Source organism: Mesorhizobium sp. M0909 (assembly GCF_040319515.1).
In the GTDB taxonomy this organism is placed as follows: domain Bacteria; phylum Pseudomonadota; class Alphaproteobacteria; order Rhizobiales; family Rhizobiaceae; genus Mesorhizobium.
Genome location: NZ_JAMYOA010000008.1, coordinates 84,130 through 101,504, shown reverse-complemented (window position 1 = coordinate 101,504; position 17,375 = coordinate 84,130). Strand labels below are relative to the sequence as shown.

14 protein-coding genes are annotated in these 17,375 nt (G+C 62.8%); 10 read left to right on the top strand and 4 right to left on the bottom strand.

Going from position 1 to position 17,375, the window contains the following annotated elements:
• The first annotated feature begins 14 nt into the window (after positions 1-14).
• Genes NKH83_RS14840 through NKH83_RS14820 form a run of 5 tightly spaced genes read left to right on the top strand, consistent with a single transcriptional unit; the run spans position 15 to position 5,693 of the window.
• A complete protein-coding gene (locus NKH83_RS14840; RefSeq protein WP_352475955.1) occupies positions 15-749 on the top strand; it encodes a CpaD family pilus assembly protein in 735 nt (244 codons plus the stop codon).
• A gap of 56 nt (positions 750-805) precedes the next feature.
• The gene (locus NKH83_RS14835; protein WP_352475954.1) at positions 806-2,089 is read left to right on the top strand and encodes a CpaE/TadZ family protein; all 1,284 of its coding nucleotides are present in this window, start codon (positions 806-808) and stop codon (positions 2,087-2,089) included.
• Positions 2,090-2,118: 29 nt separating this feature from the next.
• On the top strand, positions 2,119-3,624 hold the full coding sequence (locus NKH83_RS14830; protein WP_352475953.1) for a TadA family conjugal transfer-associated ATPase: 1,506 nt from the start codon (positions 2,119-2,121) through the stop codon (positions 3,622-3,624).
• A gap of 29 nt (positions 3,625-3,653) precedes the next feature.
• Positions 3,654-4,667: a type II secretion system F family protein gene (locus NKH83_RS14825; protein WP_352475952.1), complete on the top strand. Its 1,014-nt coding sequence runs from the start codon at positions 3,654-3,656 to the stop codon at positions 4,665-4,667.
• 9 nt (positions 4,668-4,676) lie between these two features.
• On the top strand, positions 4,677-5,693 hold the full coding sequence (locus NKH83_RS14820) for a type II secretion system F family protein (RefSeq protein ID WP_254816298.1): 1,017 nt from the start codon (positions 4,677-4,679) through the stop codon (positions 5,691-5,693).
• Between the two features lie 114 nt (positions 5,694-5,807).
• On the opposite strand, the gene NKH83_RS14815 is transcribed toward NKH83_RS14820, so the two are convergent.
• Positions 5,808-6,629 carry a tetratricopeptide repeat protein gene (locus tag NKH83_RS14815; protein ID WP_352476076.1) on the bottom strand — a complete coding sequence of 274 codons (822 nt, stop codon included), beginning with the start codon at positions 6,627-6,629 and terminating at the stop codon, positions 5,808-5,810.
• Positions 6,630-6,752: 123 nt separating this feature from the next.
• On the opposite strand from NKH83_RS14815, the gene NKH83_RS14810 reads away from it, so the two are divergent.
• From NKH83_RS14810 to pdeM, 5 genes are all read left to right on the top strand, one after another.
• The gene (locus NKH83_RS14810) at positions 6,753-8,117 is read left to right on the top strand and encodes a leucyl aminopeptidase family protein (RefSeq protein WP_352475951.1); all 1,365 of its coding nucleotides are present in this window, start codon (positions 6,753-6,755) and stop codon (positions 8,115-8,117) included.
• A gap of 69 nt (positions 8,118-8,186) precedes the next feature.
• On the top strand, positions 8,187-8,537 hold the full coding sequence (locus NKH83_RS14805) for a MarR family winged helix-turn-helix transcriptional regulator (RefSeq protein WP_023676939.1): 351 nt from the start codon (positions 8,187-8,189) through the stop codon (positions 8,535-8,537).
• Between the two features lie 30 nt (positions 8,538-8,567).
• Entirely contained in the window at positions 8,568-9,428 is an 861-nt protein-coding gene (locus NKH83_RS14800) for a C40 family peptidase (RefSeq protein WP_352475950.1), read from the top strand.
• A 67-nt stretch (positions 9,429-9,495) separates the two neighbouring features.
• The gene (locus NKH83_RS14795; RefSeq protein ID WP_352475949.1) at positions 9,496-12,018 is read left to right on the top strand and encodes a ligase-associated DNA damage response DEXH box helicase; all 2,523 of its coding nucleotides are present in this window, start codon (positions 9,496-9,498) and stop codon (positions 12,016-12,018) included.
• Positions 12,015-12,731, top strand: a complete 717-nt coding sequence (pdeM, locus tag NKH83_RS14790; RefSeq protein WP_352805406.1) for a ligase-associated DNA damage response endonuclease PdeM — start codon at positions 12,015-12,017, stop codon at positions 12,729-12,731. The genes NKH83_RS14795 and pdeM overlap by 4 nt, the downstream gene beginning before the upstream one ends.
• A 2-nt stretch (positions 12,732-12,733) precedes the next feature.
• On the opposite strand, the gene NKH83_RS14785 is transcribed toward pdeM, so the two are convergent.
• Genes NKH83_RS14785 through NKH83_RS14775 form a run of 3 tightly spaced genes read right to left on the bottom strand, consistent with a single transcriptional unit; the run spans position 12,734 to position 17,344 of the window.
• Positions 12,734-13,669: a dimethyl sulfoxide reductase anchor subunit family protein gene (locus NKH83_RS14785; protein ID WP_352475947.1), complete on the bottom strand. Its 936-nt coding sequence runs from the start codon at positions 13,667-13,669 to the stop codon at positions 12,734-12,736.
• Positions 13,670-13,679: 10 nt separating this feature from the next.
• A complete protein-coding gene (locus NKH83_RS14780; protein ID WP_254816304.1) occupies positions 13,680-14,414 on the bottom strand; it encodes a 4Fe-4S dicluster domain-containing protein in 735 nt (244 codons plus the stop codon).
• Complete coding sequence (locus NKH83_RS14775) at positions 14,411-17,344, bottom strand: molybdopterin oxidoreductase family protein (RefSeq protein WP_352805402.1); 2,934 nt, start codon at positions 17,342-17,344, stop codon at positions 14,411-14,413. The genes NKH83_RS14780 and NKH83_RS14775 overlap by 4 nt, the downstream gene beginning before the upstream one ends.
• Positions 17,345-17,375 lie beyond the last annotated feature (31 nt).

The following is a 17,375-nucleotide window of genomic DNA, read 5'->3' as shown; positions in this document are numbered from 1 at the left end:
GCGGGGAAGTCGACATGTCTCAGGCAGTATCGAAGGCAAGGGCGGTCACCGCGATACAGTCCGTTCATTCGCGGATCTGGCGGCCGGCCGTTCCGATCATAGCGATCGCGGTAGCGGCATCACTGGCCGGCTGCGCCAATCGCGACAGCGTCACGGTCGGTGCCATACCGGACGACTATCGCACCACGCATCCTATCGTCATCGCCGAGAAGGTCCAGAAGATCGACCTTCCGGTCGGCGCCGGCGACCGTGGCATGACCAGATCCCAGCGTGACACGCTCCTGGGCTTTCTCAACGGATACGACAGGAGCGCGGCTCCGGTGCTGACGATCGAGATTCCGAGCGGCTCAGCTAACGAAATCGCAGCGGCCGCGGCCGGCCGCGATTTCGCCAGGCTCGCCATAGCCAGCGGCATCAGCCGGAAGCGGATCGCCATGCGGTCCTATCAGTCTGTTTCAGCCGAAGCGTCCGCACCGGTCCGCGTTGCCTACGTCTCGGTGAAGGCTCAGACGGATAAATGCGGGCGCTGGCCCGAAGACCTGCTGCAGACTTCGGAAAACAAGCACTATGCCGATTTCGGCTGTTCGTATCAGAACAATCTGGCTGCCCAGATGGCCAATCCGTCCGATCTGATCGGGCCACGCAAACCGACGCCGATCGACGCGGAAAATCGCGGCGCGGTGATCGACGTCTATCGTGACAGGGGTATTTCGGACGAATTCCTCGGCAATTCGGAAGTCGATTATTAACGAGTGTTGAGGCTCAACAAAACTCTAAGCCGCGCAAGTCACGGAAAGTGATGACAATGAGCAATCTTGCCTATGACACTGAGGTACCGGGCGGCGAAACCTCGGAGCAGGATATTGCCGCAATGCAGGCGTTGCGGCCGATCCCGCGCATTTCGATCCAGGCATTTTGCGAGACCGAAGGCGTAGCCAATCCGGTCGAGCGCGCCGGCGAGGATCGCCGCATGTCCAAGGCCCATCTGAAGGTGCATATGGGGGGCATCCCCACCGCTATCGAATTCTATCAGTCGGCGCCGACACCGAACCTGATCCTGCTTGAATCCCGCAGCGAGCCGAAGCTGTTGCTGGAACAACTCGCCCAGCTCTCCGAGCATTGTGACCCGACCTCCAAGGTGGTGGTTGTCGGCCACTACAACGATGTCGGCCTGTACCGCGAACTCATCCGTTCGGGCATCTCCGAATATGTCATCGCGCCCGTATCGATGGCCGACATCGTCAGCGTGGTGTCTTCGATCTTCGTTGATCCGGAAGCTGAGCCGATCGGCCGCTCGATTGCCTTCATCGGTGCCAAGGGCGGCGTCGGCTCCTCGACCATAGCCCATAATGTGGCCTGGGCCATGTCGTCCCTTTTCAAATCCGAAGTGGTTGTCGCCGATCTCGACCTCGCCTTCGGAACGGCCAATATCAACTTCGACCAGGACCCGGCCCAAGGCATTGCCGAGGCGGTCTTCTCGCCGGAACGCGTCGACGAGGTCTATCTCGACCGACTGCTCGCCCAATGCGCCGAGCACCTGTCGCTGCTTGCGGCCCCTTCGACCCTGGAGCGGGTCTACGATTTCGATCCCGACGCTTTCACCCAGCTTATCGACATAGCCCAGCGTAGCGCGCCGCTCCTCGTGCTCGATGTTCCCCACTTGTGGGCCGGCTGGACCAAGAACACGCTGGTCAAGGCCGATGAGATCGTCATCACGGCGACGCCCGAACTGGCCAATCTGCGCAACACGAAGAACCTGGTCGACATGCTGAAGCGGCTTCGTCCGAACGATCCTGCGCCAAAGCTTGTGATCAACCAGGCCGGTGTGCCGAAACGTCCCGAGATTACGCCGTCCGATTTCTCCGAATCCCTCGGCCTTTCGCCGATGTCGGTCATCCCCTTCGAGCCGCTTTTGTTCGGAAATGCTGCCAATAACGGACGTATGCTCGGTGAAATGGATGCCAAGAGTCCGGTCGTCGCCACGATCAACGAGATCGCCCATGTGCTGACAGGGCGCAGCGAAATCAAGGTGAAGAAAAAGGCTGGCCTCGGCAACCTGATAGGCAAGCTTTCGCGCAACAAGAAGTGATGCCTCAGCGGTGGAATTGGTAAGCGATCATGTTTGGTAAAAGAGGCAGCGACGACGGCAACCGGACCATCCCGGAATTCCGTCAGCCCGCACCCGCAGCTGCTGCGCCGGCTGCCGCGAACCCTATGGAAGCGGCTATAGCTGCCAGACCCGCGACGCTGCCGCCATCCGGCGCGCCTGCTGCGCAGGTTCGCCGTGCAGTCGAGCCGCCGCCATTGGCGCCGGAGCCGAAAACTATCCAGCGCCAAAAGAGCGAAACCTACTACGACACCAAAAGCCAGGTCTTCGCCGCACTGATCGACACGATCGACCTGTCGCAGCTGGCCAAGCTCGATCCCGAAAGCGCGCGCGAGGAAATCCGCGACATCGTCAACGACATCATCGCGATCAAGAATTTCGCGATGTCCATCGCCGAGCAGGAAGAGCTTCTCGAGGACATCTGCAACGACGTTTTGGGCTACGGGCCGCTGGAGCCACTGCTTGCGCGCGACGATATTGCCGACATCATGGTCAATGGCTCCAAGAACGTTTACATCGAAGTCAACGGCAAGGTCGAGCAGACCGGCATCCGGTTCCGCGACAACCAGCAGCTCCTCAACATCTGCCAGCGTATCGTCAGCCAGGTCGGCCGCCGCGTCGATGAATCAAGCCCGATCTGCGATGCCCGTCTTCCTGATGGCTCGCGTGTCAACGTCATCGCACCGCCCCTGGCTATTGACGGCACCGCACTTACCATCCGCAAGTTCAAGAAGGACAAGCTGACGCTCGACCAGTTGGTCAAGTTCGGCTCGATTTCGCCACAAGGGGCCGAGATTCTCAAGATTATCGGCCGTGTCCGTTGCAACATCGTCATCTCGGGCGGTACCGGCTCGGGCAAGACGACGCTGCTCAATTGCCTGACCAACTATATCGACCGCGAGGAACGCGTCATCACCTGCGAGGACTCGGCTGAGCTGCAATTGCAGCAGCCGCATGTGGTGCGTCTCGAAACCCGCCCGCCCAACCTCGAAGGCGAGGGCGAAGTGACCATGCGCGACCTGGTCAAGAACTGTCTGCGCATGCGGCCCGAACGCATTATCGTCGGCGAAGTGCGCGGACCCGAAGTGTTCGACCTGCTGCAGGCGATGAACACTGGCCATGACGGCTCGATGGGAACGATCCACTCGAACAGCCCGCGCGAATGCCTCAACCGTATAGAGTCGATGATCGCCATGGGCGGCTACACGCTGCCGCAAAAAACCGTGCGCGAAATCATCGTCGGCTCCGTCGACGTGATCATACAGGCTGCACGCCTGCGCGACGGATCGCGGCGCATCACCCATATCACCGAGGTGATCGGCATGGAGGGCGACGTCATCATCACCCAGGACATCGTTCTTTATAACATCAAGGGCGAGGACGCGAACGGCAGGCTGCTGGGCGAGCACGTGTCGACCGGCATCGGTCGTCCGCATTTCTGGGAGCGCGCCCGCTACTACGGTGAGGAGCAGCGCCTCGCCGTTGCGCTAGAGGCAATGGAGAAGCGCGCTGACTGATCCGTCCGGAAACGTGGGGGCCAGGATCGATGTTCGGAATTGACGGCACCGTATTGGCATTCGTCGTGCTCGCCGGCTTCAGCGCCGGCGCTGTGGCCTATGCTTTCCTGTTCAACCGGATCAGCACCGAGAAGCAGGTCGGCAAGCGGCTTGAATCGATCAAGACCGCCGAGACGGATCGTTCCGTCGTCAAGGCTTCGCGCGATCGCGTCGCGGAAGCGGCCAAGCGTCGCAAGTCCGTCCAAGATTCGCTGAAGGATCTCGATCAAAAGCAAAAGTCCAATCAGAGCCTGGTCAAAAAACCACCGCTGAAGATCCAAATCCGTCAGGCCGGCATGAAGATCTCGCTCGAGCGCTTTTATGTCTACTCGGCGGTCTGCGGCGTCGTCTTGACGGCTCTTATCTATTTCATCGGCGCACCGCTGCTGGTCTTGCCGGCTGCGCTGCTGGTCGGCGTCTTGGGTCTGCCACGCTGGTTCGTCTCGTTTCGCCGCGCGCGCCGCGTCAAGGCGTTCCTCAACGAATTTCCGAACGCGCTCGATATCATTGTGCGTGCGGTAAAATCCGGCCTGCCGCTGAACGATGCCGTGCGCCTGATCGCCAACGAATCCCCCGAGCCGGTCAAGACCGAGTTCCGCCGCATCGTCGATTCGCAGCAAATGGGTTTGTCGATCCCCGACGCGGCCATGCGCATGCCAGAAACGATGCCGTGCACTGAGGCGAGCTTCTTCGGCATCGTCATCCAGATCCAGTCTCAGGCCGGCGGCAATCTTTCCGAAGCGCTGGGCAATCTTTCGCGCGTGCTTCGCGATCGCAAGAAAATGAAAGCCAAGGTCCAGGCGTTGTCCATGGAAGCCAAGGCATCCGCCGTGATCATCGGCGCGTTGCCTTTCGTCGTCGCCTGTCTCGTCTATTTGACGAGCCCGAACTACATCATGCCCCTATTCACCACCAGCACCGGCCATCTGATCCTCGGTTGTTCCGGCATCTGGATGTCGATGGGCATCCTGGTAATGCGCAAAATGATGAATTTCGAAGTTTAGGACTCGCGTATGACCGATCACGTCGTCAGAACTCTCACCGATCCGTCCCTGCTGATCGCACTGCTGGTCGGCATAGCGGTGTTTGCGACCGTCTTCACGCTGCTGCCCGCCTTTGGCGGGAACCAGCTCAAGGCGCGCATGAAATCCGTGGCGCTGGAGCGCGATGAGCTGCGCGCCAAGCAGCGGGCGCGGCTGGCAATCGAAGCCGACCGCCGCCGCAAGGGCCTGCGCGAAGAACAGTCGGTCGGCATGCGCAATATTGTCGATCGCCTGGATCTCAGGCGTGCGCTGGCGGATGAAGGTACCTTGCAGAAATTGAAAGTGGCGGGTTTTCGCGGGCAAAATCCGCTGACGCGCTTCCTTTTCTTCCGTCTCGTCCTGCCCTTCATCGGCTTTGCATTGGCGGCGATGTATCTGTTCGTCCTCGGCGGATTGCCCGAGCAGCCGTTTTTCGTGAAGCTGTTCGTGTGCATCGTGGTTGCCTATGCGGGGTTCTACGCGCCGGTGCTCTACGTCAACAACCGCGCTACCAAGCGCAAGCAGTCGATTCAGATGGCGTGGCCGGACGCGCTCGACCTGATGCTGATATGCGTCGAGTCCGGCATGTCGGTGGAAGCGGCGCTTCGCAAGGTCGCCGATGAGATCGGCGCGCAATCGGTGGCATTGGCGGAAGAATTCATCCTGACCAACGCCGAGCTTTCCTATCTGCAGGAGCGCAAGCAGGCCTACGAGAACCTTGCAAGCCGAACTGGGCTGGAATCCGTCAGGTCGGTGTCCCAGGCGCTGGTTCAGGCCGAGCGCTACGGCACGCCCGTGGCGCATGCATTGCGGGTGCTTGCCAGTGAGAGCCGCGACATGCGCATGAATGCCGCCGAGAAGAAGGCGGCCGCGCTGCCGCCGAAGCTCACCGTGCCGATGATCCTGTTCTTCCTGCCGGTACTGTTCGCCATCATTCTGGGTCCCGCCGGCATCCAGGTGAGCCAGCGCGGCATCTTCGGCGACCAGCCGAAATCCAGCAGCGAGTAGCACCAGCGGCGTTGCCAGAAACGCTGATACGATTCAGCCACGCTGCCGGTGCAGCGCGGCTCTTTGCGTTAGACATGTTGCGGAATTCGCGCGCCGGTTCGGCGGTCGAAGCGGTCAGTTGGTGCCAGGCTTTGCCTTGTCCTGGTCCTTGAGCTGGCTCCAGGCATTCTGCTGCGCCAGCATCTGGCGAAGGTAAGCGACGTTAGCCTGCGCCTGATCCGGCGACAGCTCTTGCGAGGCGATCTTCTCGGCCTCGTCGAAACGGCCTTGCAGACCGACGACCAGCGCCAGGTTCTGGCGAACGCGGCTATCTGCATTCGGCTGCTGGGCGGCCGAGCGCATATAGGTTTCGGCCGTGCGCAAATCGCCTTCCAGCACGTACGACATGCCGAGATTGGAAAGGATCGACGGTTCGTTCGGCCTGAGGTCAAGCGCCTTGCGATAGCCTTGGCGCGCCTCGTCCTTTTGGCCCAGCTGGTCGAGAATAGCAGCTTCCGCCGACACCAGTTTCCAATCAGGATATTCAGGAGTCTGCGCGCGGCGCACGGCATCGAGAGCCGGTTCGAACTGTCCGTTGGCGGCAAGTGCCTTGCCATAGGCGGCGAGCACGTCGCGGTCCTTCGGCAAGGCGATCGCCAGCTTGCGCATCACCGCAAGCGATTGGTCTGCGTCGCCGTCCATCTGCAGCGCCGCGGCATAATTTGTCGCGATGCGCTTGTCGCTGGGGTTTTTCGCATAGGACTGGCCGAGCGCCATCGTAGCGTTGTGCAGTTCGCCCGCCGACATTGTTTCCAGCGGCCTGCCGCTTGGACGAGAAATCGAACCAGTCGTCAATTTGCTGGTTCCGCAGCCAGCGACGCCTGCGGCAAGCGCCATCATCAACGCCGTGCTGATCAGCCTGTTTGCGCTGGCGTTCATCCTGCGGTTGGTCAGCATCGGCACCAAGGCTCCGTTCATCGCGTGACCATTTGCGTGGTCATCTTCCCTCCCGCAGAAATATTCTGTTAACCCTAACGGAGAGTTAAGAAACGCCGACTCGGAAAACCCGGAGACCAGCGAATGCCTGTCGAACTCGTCGAGAAAGAATTGAGCAATGCGCTGCCGGTCCATCTGGTGGCGAAGGATGCTCTGGCGGCAGCGGGCCTTGCGCCATCCTCGGTCGCCTGGGCCAAGGCCAACGGCTTCTCCGGCGAAGCTGGCAGGACGCTGATCGTGCCTGGCGACAACGGCGCGATTGCCGGAGCCCTGTTCGGCACCGGTGATGACGAGGGCGCACTGGCCGTCGGCGCACTGGCGAGAGCCTTGCCCGCGGGCGACTGGCGTTTTGCGTCGGCACCCGCCAAGCCGGAGCTTACGGCACTCGCCGTGGCGCTCGGCGGCTATGTCTTCACCCGCTACGGCAAGAAGCCAGGCAAGAGCCTTCGCTTCGCGCTGCCGGCAGGCACCGACGCTGCCCGCATCCGCCGCATCGCCAATGGCATTTTCCTGGCGCGCGATCTGGTCAACACGCCGACCAGCGATATGGGCCCCGGCCAGCTGGAAAAAGCCGCCCGGACCTTGGCCGCGACGCACAAGGCCGAAATATCGGTGACCAAAGGCGACGATCTTCTTACCGCCAACTTTCCGATGATCCACGCCGTCGGTCGGGCATCTGCCGACGCGCCGCGCCTGATCGACATGATTTGGGGGCCGAACAATGCCCCCAGGATAACGCTGGTCGGCAAGGGCGTCTGCTTCGATACAGGCGGTCTCGACATCAAGCCGTCCTCGGGCATGCTTTTGATGAAGAAGGACATGGGCGGCGCTGCCAACGTGCTGGGCCTCGCTTCCATGATTATGGCCACCGGGCTGAAGGTCCGGCTACGCGTGCTCATCCCGGCTGTCGAGAATTCGATAGCCGGCAACGCCTTCCGGCCAGGCGACGTGCTGGTGAGCCGCAAGGGCATCACCGTCGAAATCGGCAACACCGACGCCGAAGGACGGCTGGTACTCGCCGATGCCTTGGCCTTGGCCGATGATGAAGAGCCGCAGATGCTGGTCGATATGGCGACGCTGACAGGCGCTGCCCGTGTTGCGCTCGGTCCCGACCTGCCGCCGTTCTACACCGATGACGAGGCGCTTGCATCCGAGCTGGCGGACGCCTCCGTTGCGGTCGAGGATCCGTTATGGCGCATGCCGTTGTGGAAGCCCTATGACGCCAAGCTGGCGTCGAAGGTGGCCGACATCAACAATGTCACGTCAGACGGTTTCGCCGGCTCGATCACCGCGGCGCTTTTCCTGAAGCGCTTCGTGGAAAAGACCGCCGGCTGGGCGCATGTCGACATCTTCGCCTGGAACCCGTCCGACCGCCCGCACGGTCTTGCCGGTGGCGAAGCGCAAGGCATCCGGGCGCTGGAGCAGGTCATTTCGAACCGCTACGCTTGATTCTCGGGCATAGCCGACGAAGTTATTGACTGAAACGGAACCGAAACAATTTTCAGTCATGCTGGACGGATGTCGATTATCATGCGTCCAAGCCAGGCCTTGCGACTATGGCAACAGGTGGTGTTATCCGAGGTGCGTGACGACGCGCCCGATCTCACCATGCGCCAGACGGCGATCCTGTTCACCATCTATCTCGATCCGCCGCCACACACGGTGCGGGGGTTAGCCGCCCGCCTCAACGTCACCAAGCCGGTGATCACCCGTGCGCTCGATACGATGGGGGCGCTGAAACTGGTGTCGCGCCACCGCGACGAGCTCGACAAGCGCAACGTGCTGGTCAGGCGCACAGTAGAAGGCGCGCTCTTTGTCGAGCGCTTTGGCGATGTTATCATTGCCAGAGCCCAAGAGTTGCCCATTTGAACGAGTTGCCCATTTGAACGAGTTGCCGATTTGACCGCCAGGGATGCCCGCCTCCATGCCTTCCGCTCCGATCTCGCCGACGCCAGGCTGAAAGGCGAGGTTTCCGCCGACCGTTTCGTCGCCGGCCGGCCGGCTCGCATATCAGCCTCCGTCGCTGACATCCGCAGGGCGCCGCGGCCGGACGCCGGCGTCGATACCCAGCTTCTGTTCGGCGAAGACGTCCTCGTCTTCGAGAACGTTGGGGGCTGGGCCTGGATACAGGCCGAGCGCGACGGCTACGTCGGCTATGTCGCCGACACTGTGCTGGGCGGTCGGGACCATGCGGCCACGCATGTTGTCTCGGTGCCGCGCACTTTCCTGTATCCGGGACCGGATTTGCGGTTCCCGGTGAGCGGGGAGCTCTCGATGGGGTCATTGGTGGCGGTGACGGGCTCAGCGGAAACGCGCGGCACGCATTATGCTCTGCTGCCGTCCGGCCAGGCGGTCATCTCGGGTCATCTCAGGCCTGTCGCCGAGTTTGCCCCCGACTACGTCGCGGTCGCCGAGTCGTTTCTCGGCACGCCCTACCTGTGGGGTGGCGTCTCCGGATTCGGCATCGATTGTTCCGGTCTCGTGCAACTTGCAATGCACATGGCTGGCAGGCAAGTGCTGCGCGACACCGACATGCAGGCGGCGACCGTCGGTGAACCGCTCGATCCCGGGCCGGATTTTGCCGGGTTGCGGCGCGGCGACCTGGTCTTCTGGAAAGGCCACGTCGCGATCATGACGGATCCGGAGACCATGATCCACGCCAACGGCCACACCATGCTGGTGTCGCGCGAAGGACTGAGGGAGGCGGTCGCCCGTATCGGTTATCTCTATGGCGGCCCGACCGGGTTTCGCCGGCCCTAACGCGAATCGATCACCTTTTGTTCTGATTCTGCTTGGCGATTGCGCGTCGCCGCGCTACCTCTGGCACGTGACAGAGCAGCCGCGCCTTGCCCAACAGAATGCCGCCGTCGTCCTGCCCGAGCCATTCGTCAAATGGTTTGCGGAAAAGGGCTGGTCGCCGCGCGCCCACCAGATCGATTTGCTGGCCAAAGCCCAGGACGGGCAGTCGGTATTGCTGATCGCCCCGACAGGCGCCGGCAAGACGCTGGCCGGGTTCTTGCCATCGCTGACCGAACTGGCCGGCCGACCGAGGAGAAGGCCGGGGCAGGCGCATCGAGGCATCCATACACTCTACATCTCGCCGCTGAAGGCGCTGGCCGTCGACATCGAGCGCAATCTCGGCAAACCCGTCGCAGAAATCGGGCTGCCGGTCACCGTCGAGACGCGCACCGGTGACACGCCCGCACACAAGCGCCAGCGGCAGAAGCTGGCGCCGCCCGACATTCTCCTGACCACGCCCGAGCAACTGGCGCTGCTGATTGCCGCGCCCGATGCCAGGCGCTTCTTCGAGGACCTGCGCTATGTCGTGCTCGACGAATTACATTCGCTGGTGACCTCGAAGCGCGGGCATCTCCTGTCGCTCGGGCTGGCCCGGCTGCGCTCGTTTGTGCCCGCCCTGCAGACGATAGGCCTGTCGGCGACGGTCGCCGAGCCCGACGAATTGCGGCGGTGGCTGGTCAGCCAGAATCCACCAGGGCCGATGGCCGAACTGATCGTCGTCACCGGCGGGGCCAAGCCAGACATCTCCATTCTCGATTCGGAGGAGCGCGTGCCGTGGGCGGGACATTCGGCCCGTTATGCAACGCCGGAGATCTACAACGAGATCAAGCGCCACAAGACAACCCTGCTGTTCGTCAACACACGCAGCCAGGCGGAGCTGCTGTTCCAGGAGTTGTGGCGGGTCAACGAGGACACATTGCCGATCGCGCTGCATCACGGTTCGCTCGATGTCGCCCAGCGCCGGCGCGTCGAAAAGGCGATGGGCGAGAATGCCTTGCGTGCGATCGTCGCCACCTCGACGCTCGACCTCGGCATCGACTGGGGCGATGTCGACCTGGTCGTCCATGTCGGCGCGCCGAAAGGTGCCAGCCGGCTGGCGCAGCGCATCGGCCGCGCCAACCACCGTATGGACGAACCGTCCAAGGCGATCCTGATTCCGGCCAACCGCTTCGAGGTGCTGGAATGCAGGGCGGCGCTCGATGCCAATTATCTCGGTGCCCAGGATACGCCACCGCTGGTCAATGGCGGGCTCGACGTGCTGGCGCAGCATGTGCTGGGCTGTGCCTGCGGCGCTCCGTTCCATGCCGATGCGCTGTTTGAGGAAGTGCGGATGGCAGCACCCTACGCCGATCTCGATCGGCCGACATTCGATCGCGTCATCGATTTCGTCGCCACCGGCGGCTATGCGCTGAAGAACTACGAACGCTACGCCCGTATTCGTCTCAACAAGGACGGGCTGTGGCGGGTCTCAAATCCTCGCGTCGCCCAGCAATACCGGCTCAATGTCGGCACCATCATCGAAGTGCCGGCGCTCAACGTCCGCTACGTCCAGCCCGGCAGCAGAGGCGCGGCTTCGCGTGGCGGCCGGGTTCTGGGCAAGATCGAGGAGGCGTTCCTCGAAACGCTGACGCATGGCGACACCTTCATGTTCGCCGGCAAGGTGCTGCGCTTCGAAGGTATCCGCGATAATGAGTGCTTCGTTTCGAATGCACCCGGCAGCGACGCCAAGGTCCCGTATTACGGTGGTGGCAAATTCCCGCTTTCGACGTACCTGGCCGAACAGGTCCGCGCCATGCTGGACGATCCGCAGCGCTGGAAGAAACTGCCGGAGCAGGTCGCCGACTGGCTACGTTTCCAGGCCGACAAGTCGGTGCTGCCGAAACGCGACGATCTGCTGATCGAGACTTTTCCGCGCGGCAACCGCTACTATCTGGTGGCCTATCCGTTCGAGGGCAGGCTGGCGCACCAGACGCTCGGCATGCTGCTCACCCGCCGCCTCGACAGAGCGGGGGCCAAGCCGCTCGGCTTCGTCGCCACCGACTATGCGCTTGCCATATGGTCGCTTGCCGATATGGGCCGGATGTTCAGGGCGAAGAAACCGTCGCTGGCAGCGCTCTTCGATGAGGACATGCTGGGCGACGACCTCGAAGCCTGGCTCGCTGGCAGTTGGTTGTTGAAGCGCACCTTTCGCAATTGCGCGCTGATCTCGGGATTGATCGAGAAACGCCACCCGGGCCAAGAGAAGAGCGGCCGCCAGGTGACCGTGTCGACGGATCTCATCTACGACGTGCTGCGCAGCCATGAGCCTGACCATATCCTGCTGCAGGCGACGCGTGCCGACGCCGCGACCGGTCTGCTGGATGTCAGCAGACTTGCCGAGATGCTCTCGCGCGTCCAGGGTCGAATCATGCATAAGAACCTCGAGCAAATATCGCCGCTCGCCGTGCCGATCATGCTCGAGATCGGCAAAATGCCGGTGCACGGCGAGGCCGATGACACGCTGCTGATGGATGCAGCCACGCTGGTCGAGGAGGCCATGGGGACGAAATGACTGTCGCGCTGGCCATGGCTGCACCTCTGGCGGAGGTAGGCTCTGTCGATATCGCCCGCGAACGCGCGGTCTGCGACCGCCGCGGCGTGCTCTACTTTCCCGAATTTCGGCTTCTGGCCGTGTCCGATCTGCATCTGGAAAAAGGCTCCTCGCTGGCCAGGCGCGGCACGCTGGTTCCCCCTTACGACACCGGAGCCACGTTACTCCGCTTGCAAGCGGTAATCGCCGACTACCAGCCTTCGATCGTCATCAGCCTGGGGGACAGTTTTCACGATGGCGGCGGCGCCGCGCGCATGCACGCAAGCTTTCGCGAAAGGCTGGAAGGGGTGATGGTAGGGCGCGACTGGTTCTGGGTCACCGGCAATCATGATCCTGAAGCACCGGCCGACCTGCCCGGCGAGACCGTGCGCGAATTGGCCATCGGCTCTCTGCTCTTCCGGCACGAGCCTTCGGCGGTAAGGGTGGAGGGCGAGATATCAGGCCATCTGCATCCTTGCGCCCGCATCGTGCAGCAAGGCCGCTCGGTGCGGCGGCGCTGCTTTGCCGGCGATGGTGGCCGCATGATCATGCCGGCCTTCGGCGCCTATACCGGCTCGCTCAATCTGCTTGATCGCGCCTATGCCGGGCTGTTCCGCCGCGAAACGCTGATGGCCTACATGCTTGGCACCGAACGCATCTTCGCGATTTCCCACGCGATGCTCAGGCCGGGCTGAACCTACCTTCCGTAGTACAAGGTGACGGTGTGCTTGGCCTCGGCGAAGAACAGCCAGCGCTCGACCAGCATGCCGGCGAGCTGGGCGATTGCGGCGAGCATCGACGAAACCGCCGCATAGGGCCACGGCAAGGCGAACGCCGCGACCAACAGCAACGCAGGCAAAGCAAAGGCGAGCACCTGCGTGATCTGGCGTAGCCGCACGCTGTGCTTGCGCGCGATGCGGAAACCCATCTCCTTGAGCAAGTAGTTTTCCTCGGTATGCGGCCATTCCATCGACCGCACCGTGCCGCCGGCCAGACCCGTCGCCGAGTTGGCGGTGGTCGGGATTTCCAGCCGGTCGTTATGCCGCCAGGTCGCCAGCTTCCAGCCCCAGCCGAGCACGGTCAGCAATAGGGCAGCCGCGAGAAGCGTATTCGAGCCGACGGCAAAACCCTGCAGCAGCGCATTGAGCAGCACGCAGCCGGTCATTGCCGAAAAGATCAGATAGCCGGGCAGGGTGAAGCGGCTGTGCCATTGGGCGATAGGCTTCAACGACGCGTAGATCATGCCGGTGGTGCAGACGGTTGCGACCGCGCCGATGGCAGCGAGCAGCCCGGCGACAGCCACCCAGCCGCTCGTACGGCCGAGGACCACCCAGCCAGTACCGAACAGTCCCGCCGGGATGAAGGTCGCAACCGACGCAACGCCTTCGCGTGACAGCCAGGAGCTTCGCCATTGCGAGAAGGCACGCCAGGCGCGTTCGGGACGGCCGAGATGGCCGGCCGACGACAGCAGGCCTGCCGAGATCAGGCCAAGCGCCAGCCCCATGCCGGTGAGGCCAAGCCAGAAATCGGGCGGGATAAAGCCCTGTCCGGCGAGCACGCCAAGGAGTGCGAGCAGGCTGTAACCGGCGCCCGTGGCGGTGGTGAAAAAGACGACGGAAAATGCTGGATGCATGAGACGCGGGTTAGTTCGAAAGCATGCGGTCGACCCAGCCGAGGAAGCCGCCTTCGGCCCGCACCGCTTCAAGCGCCGGCGCCGGCACCGATGCGGCGCGGGTGGTGTGGGCACGTGGCGGCAGATATTTGTTGGTCGGCTTATAGCCCATTTCCGGCATCAGATCGACACCGCCGCGCTCGGCCACCAGTTGCGAGATAGCCGATGCCGGATCGCCCAGATCGCCGAAATGCCGCGCGCTGGTCGGGCAAGCAGCGACGCAGGCCGGCACGCGATCTTCTTCCGCCAGATTGTCGTTGTAGATACGGTCGACGCACAGCGTGCATTTCTTCATCACGCCGACATCGGTGTCGAACTCGCGCGCGCCATAAGGGCAGGCCCAGCTGCACAATTTGCAGCCGATGCACTTGTCCTCGTCGACCAGCACAATGCCGTCCGAGGCCCGTTTGTAGGAGGCGCCGGTCGGGCATACGGTGACACAGGCCGGTGTCTCGCAATGCAGACAGGAGCGCGGGAAATTGACTGTGCGCCCACCCATCTCAGTCATGTGCTCATAGCTGTGCACGCGGTTGAACCAGACCCCGTCGGCGTCGCCGCCATAAGGATCGATGTCGGTCAGCGGCGCCATGTGGCCGCCGGTGTTCCATTCCTTGCAGGCGGTGACGCAGGCCTGACAGCCGACGCAGGTGTCGAGATCGATGACGAGGCCGAGCTTCTTGTCGGTTTGGGCGGGAAGGCAGGTCATGGTCTGGCAGCTTCTCTTTCCCGGCGGAACTCTGCGCCGAAAGTGAGCTTGTCGGGCGAGGGTTCGAAATGCGGTGGCTGCCGGAACCGCTCGAACTGCGGCTCGGTGAAGCCGGCTTCCTCGGCCGCGCATTTGACGATGCGCACGCGCAGGTCGAACCACGCCGCCTGGCCGGTCACCGGATCGGAATTCGAATAGCGTTTGCCGCTGGCATCGGCGGAGGTCTGGTCGCCGATGATGTGGTTGAGCAGGAAGCCGCGATTGGATTCGGCCGCGTCGTCCTTGAGCCCCCAGCTGCCGCGACGCTTGCCGATCGCATTCCACGTCCACACCGTATCGGCGTTGACGCCGTCGACCAGCTTGACCTGTCCTTTGACCTTGCCGTTGATGCTCTCGATCCATACCCAGTCGTCATCGACAAGCCCGAGGCTGGCGGCGGTCCGGTGATGCACGAACAGCCGGTTCTGGCTGGTGATCTGCCTTAGCCAGGCATTCTGCGAGCCCCAGGAATGATACATGTGCATTGGCCGCTGCGTCAGCGCGTGCAGCGGATAGGCTTGGCTGTCAACCGCAGTCTCTTCGAAGGGCGCATACCAGAACGGCAGCGGATCCATATAGGTCTCGATGCGGCTACGCTCGGCTTCCGGCGGCAGCACCCGGCCATGGCCGCGTGCCGCCAGGCGGAAGCGCTGCATCGGCTCGGAATAGAGTTGGAACACGATCGGCTCGGCTTTCGGGGTGAAGCCCATGCTCTCCGCGAAGTCGAGATAGGAGCGGTTGGCCATCTTGTAGTAGCGCTGATCGGCCGCGAAATCCTGGTGCCAGAAGCCGCCATTGTCGATGTAGCGCTGCAACTGGTCGGGATTGACGTCGCCCTTGCCGACCAAGGTCCCGTCCTTGCCGCGCCAGCCGGCGAGTGGACCGACACCTGGCGTACGCTCGTGATTGACGATGTAGTCGGCATAGTCGCGGTATTTGGCGGAGCCGTCGTCATCGACGAAACCGGGCAGACCGAGCCGCGCGCCGAGTTCGATCAGCACCGTCTGGAACGGCCTGACGTCGCGGTCCGGCTCGACGACGGGGTGGCGGATGGCGTCGCCCGGACCGTCGGCGTGGCTGATCGGCCGGTCGAGCAGACTGATACAGTCATGACGCTCGAGATAGGTCGTGTCCGGCAGCACCAGATCCGCAAAAGGCACGGTCTCGGAATAATAAGCGTCGGAATAGATGATGAACGGGATCTTGTACTCGCCCGCCGCATCGATATCGGTCAGCATCGCCATCGTCTCGACCGTATTCATCGACGAGTTCCAGGCCATGTTGGACATGTACATGAACAGAGTGTCGATCTTGTAGGGATCGCCTGCCCAGGCGTTACGGATGACCGTGTGCATGAGCCCATGGGCGGCCAGCGGCGCGTCCCAGGAGTATGCCTTGTCGATACGAACAGGCCTGCTGCCTTCATCGATCAGCAGGTCCTCAGGTCCGCAGACGAAGCCGAGCGGCATGCCTTCGAGCGGTGTCATCGGCTTCACATTCTTGCCGGCGGGCTTTGGACCCGGCGGCGCGGACCGCGGATAAGGCGGTTTGAAGCGGAAGCCGCCCGGCACGTCCACCGTGCCGAGAAGCACCTGAAGCAGATGAATGGCGCGGCAAGTGTGAAACCCGTTCGAATGGGCCGAGATGCCGCGCATCGCATGCATCGACACCGGCCGACCCTTGATGGTCTTGTGCCGGCGGCCGGCCCAGTCCGTCCAGGCCACCGGCAGTTCGATTTGCTGTTCGAAGGCGACATGAGCGAGTTCTGCAGCAATGCGTCGGATCGTGTCGGCGGAGATGCCGCACCGATCAGCGACGGCGTCGGGTGAATAGCACTCGTCCAGATAGCGGTCGGCGACGAGTTGGAAGACCGGCACGCAGCGGCGGCCGTCGACGAGAACGCTGCCGGTCAGTGCGGGCTTTGCGTCGGTATCGCCGGCGTCGACAGGCGTCTTCGCCACCCTGTCCCAAGCCAGCGGATTGCCGTCGCAGTCGCGCATGAACAGCCCGTCATCGGCGGCTCCAGGCTCCTGAATGACCAGGATGTGGGCGTTGGTGTAGCGCAAGAGGTAGTCGAGATCGACGCGCCCTGCCTTCAGCAATTCGTGGATGAGGGCGAACACAAACAGGCCGTCGGTGCCGGGCCGGATGCCGATCCAGTCGTCGGCAATCGCGTTGTAGCCGGTGCGGCAGGGATTGATTGAAACCACCTTGGCGCCGCGCGCCTTGAGCTTGCCGAGGCCGATCTTGATCGGATTGGAATCATGGTCTTCGGCAACCCCGAACAGCATGAAATACTTGGTGTTGTCCCAGTCGGGCTCGCCGAACTCCCAGAACGAGCCGCCAATCGTGTAGAGGCCGCCGGCTGCCATGTTCACCGAGCAGAAACCGCCATGGGCTGCGAAGTTCGGCGTGCCGAACTGGCTCGCCCACCAACCGGTCAGCGATTGCGACTGGTCGCGGCCGGTGAAGAAGGCGAGTTTCTTCGGATCGGTCTGGCGGATGTTCGAAAGCCGTTCTGTCGCGAGCGACAAAGCTTCCTCCCACTCGATCTCGCGGAACTCGCCCGAGCCGCGCAGTCCGGTGCGCAGCAATGGTTTCGTCAGCCGGGCCGGGCTGTAATGCTGCATGATGCCGGCGCTGCCTTTGCCGCACAGCACGCCGCGATTGACCGGATGATCCTTGTTGCCGTTGATGTAGCGGACCTTGCCGTCTTTGATATGGACGTCGATGCCGCAGCGGCAGGCGCACATATAGCAGGTGGTCTTGGCGATGCTGTCGGAGACATCAGGCGAAGTATCGACGCCGTCGCGTTCAGCGGGCGCTCGCGTATCGGCAAGCGGCCGTTGTGATGGTGCCGAATTGGCTCCGCGCAGCAGGTTGTTGGTCATGATCCGGTGATGCTCTTGCGCTCCGCGAACT

Excerpts from the sequence above, each read along its gene's own strand:
- NKH83_RS14840 (WP_352475955.1), top strand. The coding sequence starts at position 15 with ATGTCTCAGGCAGTATCGAAGGCAAGGGCGGTCACCGCGATACAGTCC.
- NKH83_RS14835 (WP_352475954.1), top strand. The coding sequence starts at position 806 with ATGAGCAATCTTGCCTATGACACTGAGGTACCGGGCGGCGAAACCTCG.
- NKH83_RS14830 (WP_352475953.1), top strand. The coding sequence starts at position 2,119 with ATGTTTGGTAAAAGAGGCAGCGACGACGGCAACCGGACCATCCCGGAA.
- NKH83_RS14825 (WP_352475952.1), top strand. The coding sequence starts at position 3,654 with ATGTTCGGAATTGACGGCACCGTATTGGCATTCGTCGTGCTCGCCGGC.
- NKH83_RS14820 (WP_254816298.1), top strand. The coding sequence starts at position 4,677 with ATGACCGATCACGTCGTCAGAACTCTCACCGATCCGTCCCTGCTGATC.
- NKH83_RS14815 (WP_352476076.1), bottom strand. The coding sequence starts at position 6,629 with ATGCTGACCAACCGCAGGATGAACGCCAGCGCAAACAGGCTGATCAGC.
- NKH83_RS14810 (WP_352475951.1), top strand. The coding sequence starts at position 6,753 with ATGCCTGTCGAACTCGTCGAGAAAGAATTGAGCAATGCGCTGCCGGTC.
- NKH83_RS14805 (WP_023676939.1), top strand. The coding sequence starts at position 8,187 with ATGTCGATTATCATGCGTCCAAGCCAGGCCTTGCGACTATGGCAACAG.
- pdeM (WP_352805406.1), top strand. The coding sequence starts at position 12,015 with ATGACTGTCGCGCTGGCCATGGCTGCACCTCTGGCGGAGGTAGGCTCT.
- NKH83_RS14785 (WP_352475947.1), bottom strand. The coding sequence starts at position 13,669 with ATGCATCCAGCATTTTCCGTCGTCTTTTTCACCACCGCCACGGGCGCC.
- NKH83_RS14780 (WP_254816304.1), bottom strand. The coding sequence starts at position 14,414 with ATGACCTGCCTTCCCGCCCAAACCGACAAGAAGCTCGGCCTCGTCATC.
- NKH83_RS14775 (WP_352805402.1), bottom strand. The coding sequence starts at position 17,344 with ATGACCAACAACCTGCTGCGCGGAGCCAATTCGGCACCATCACAACGG.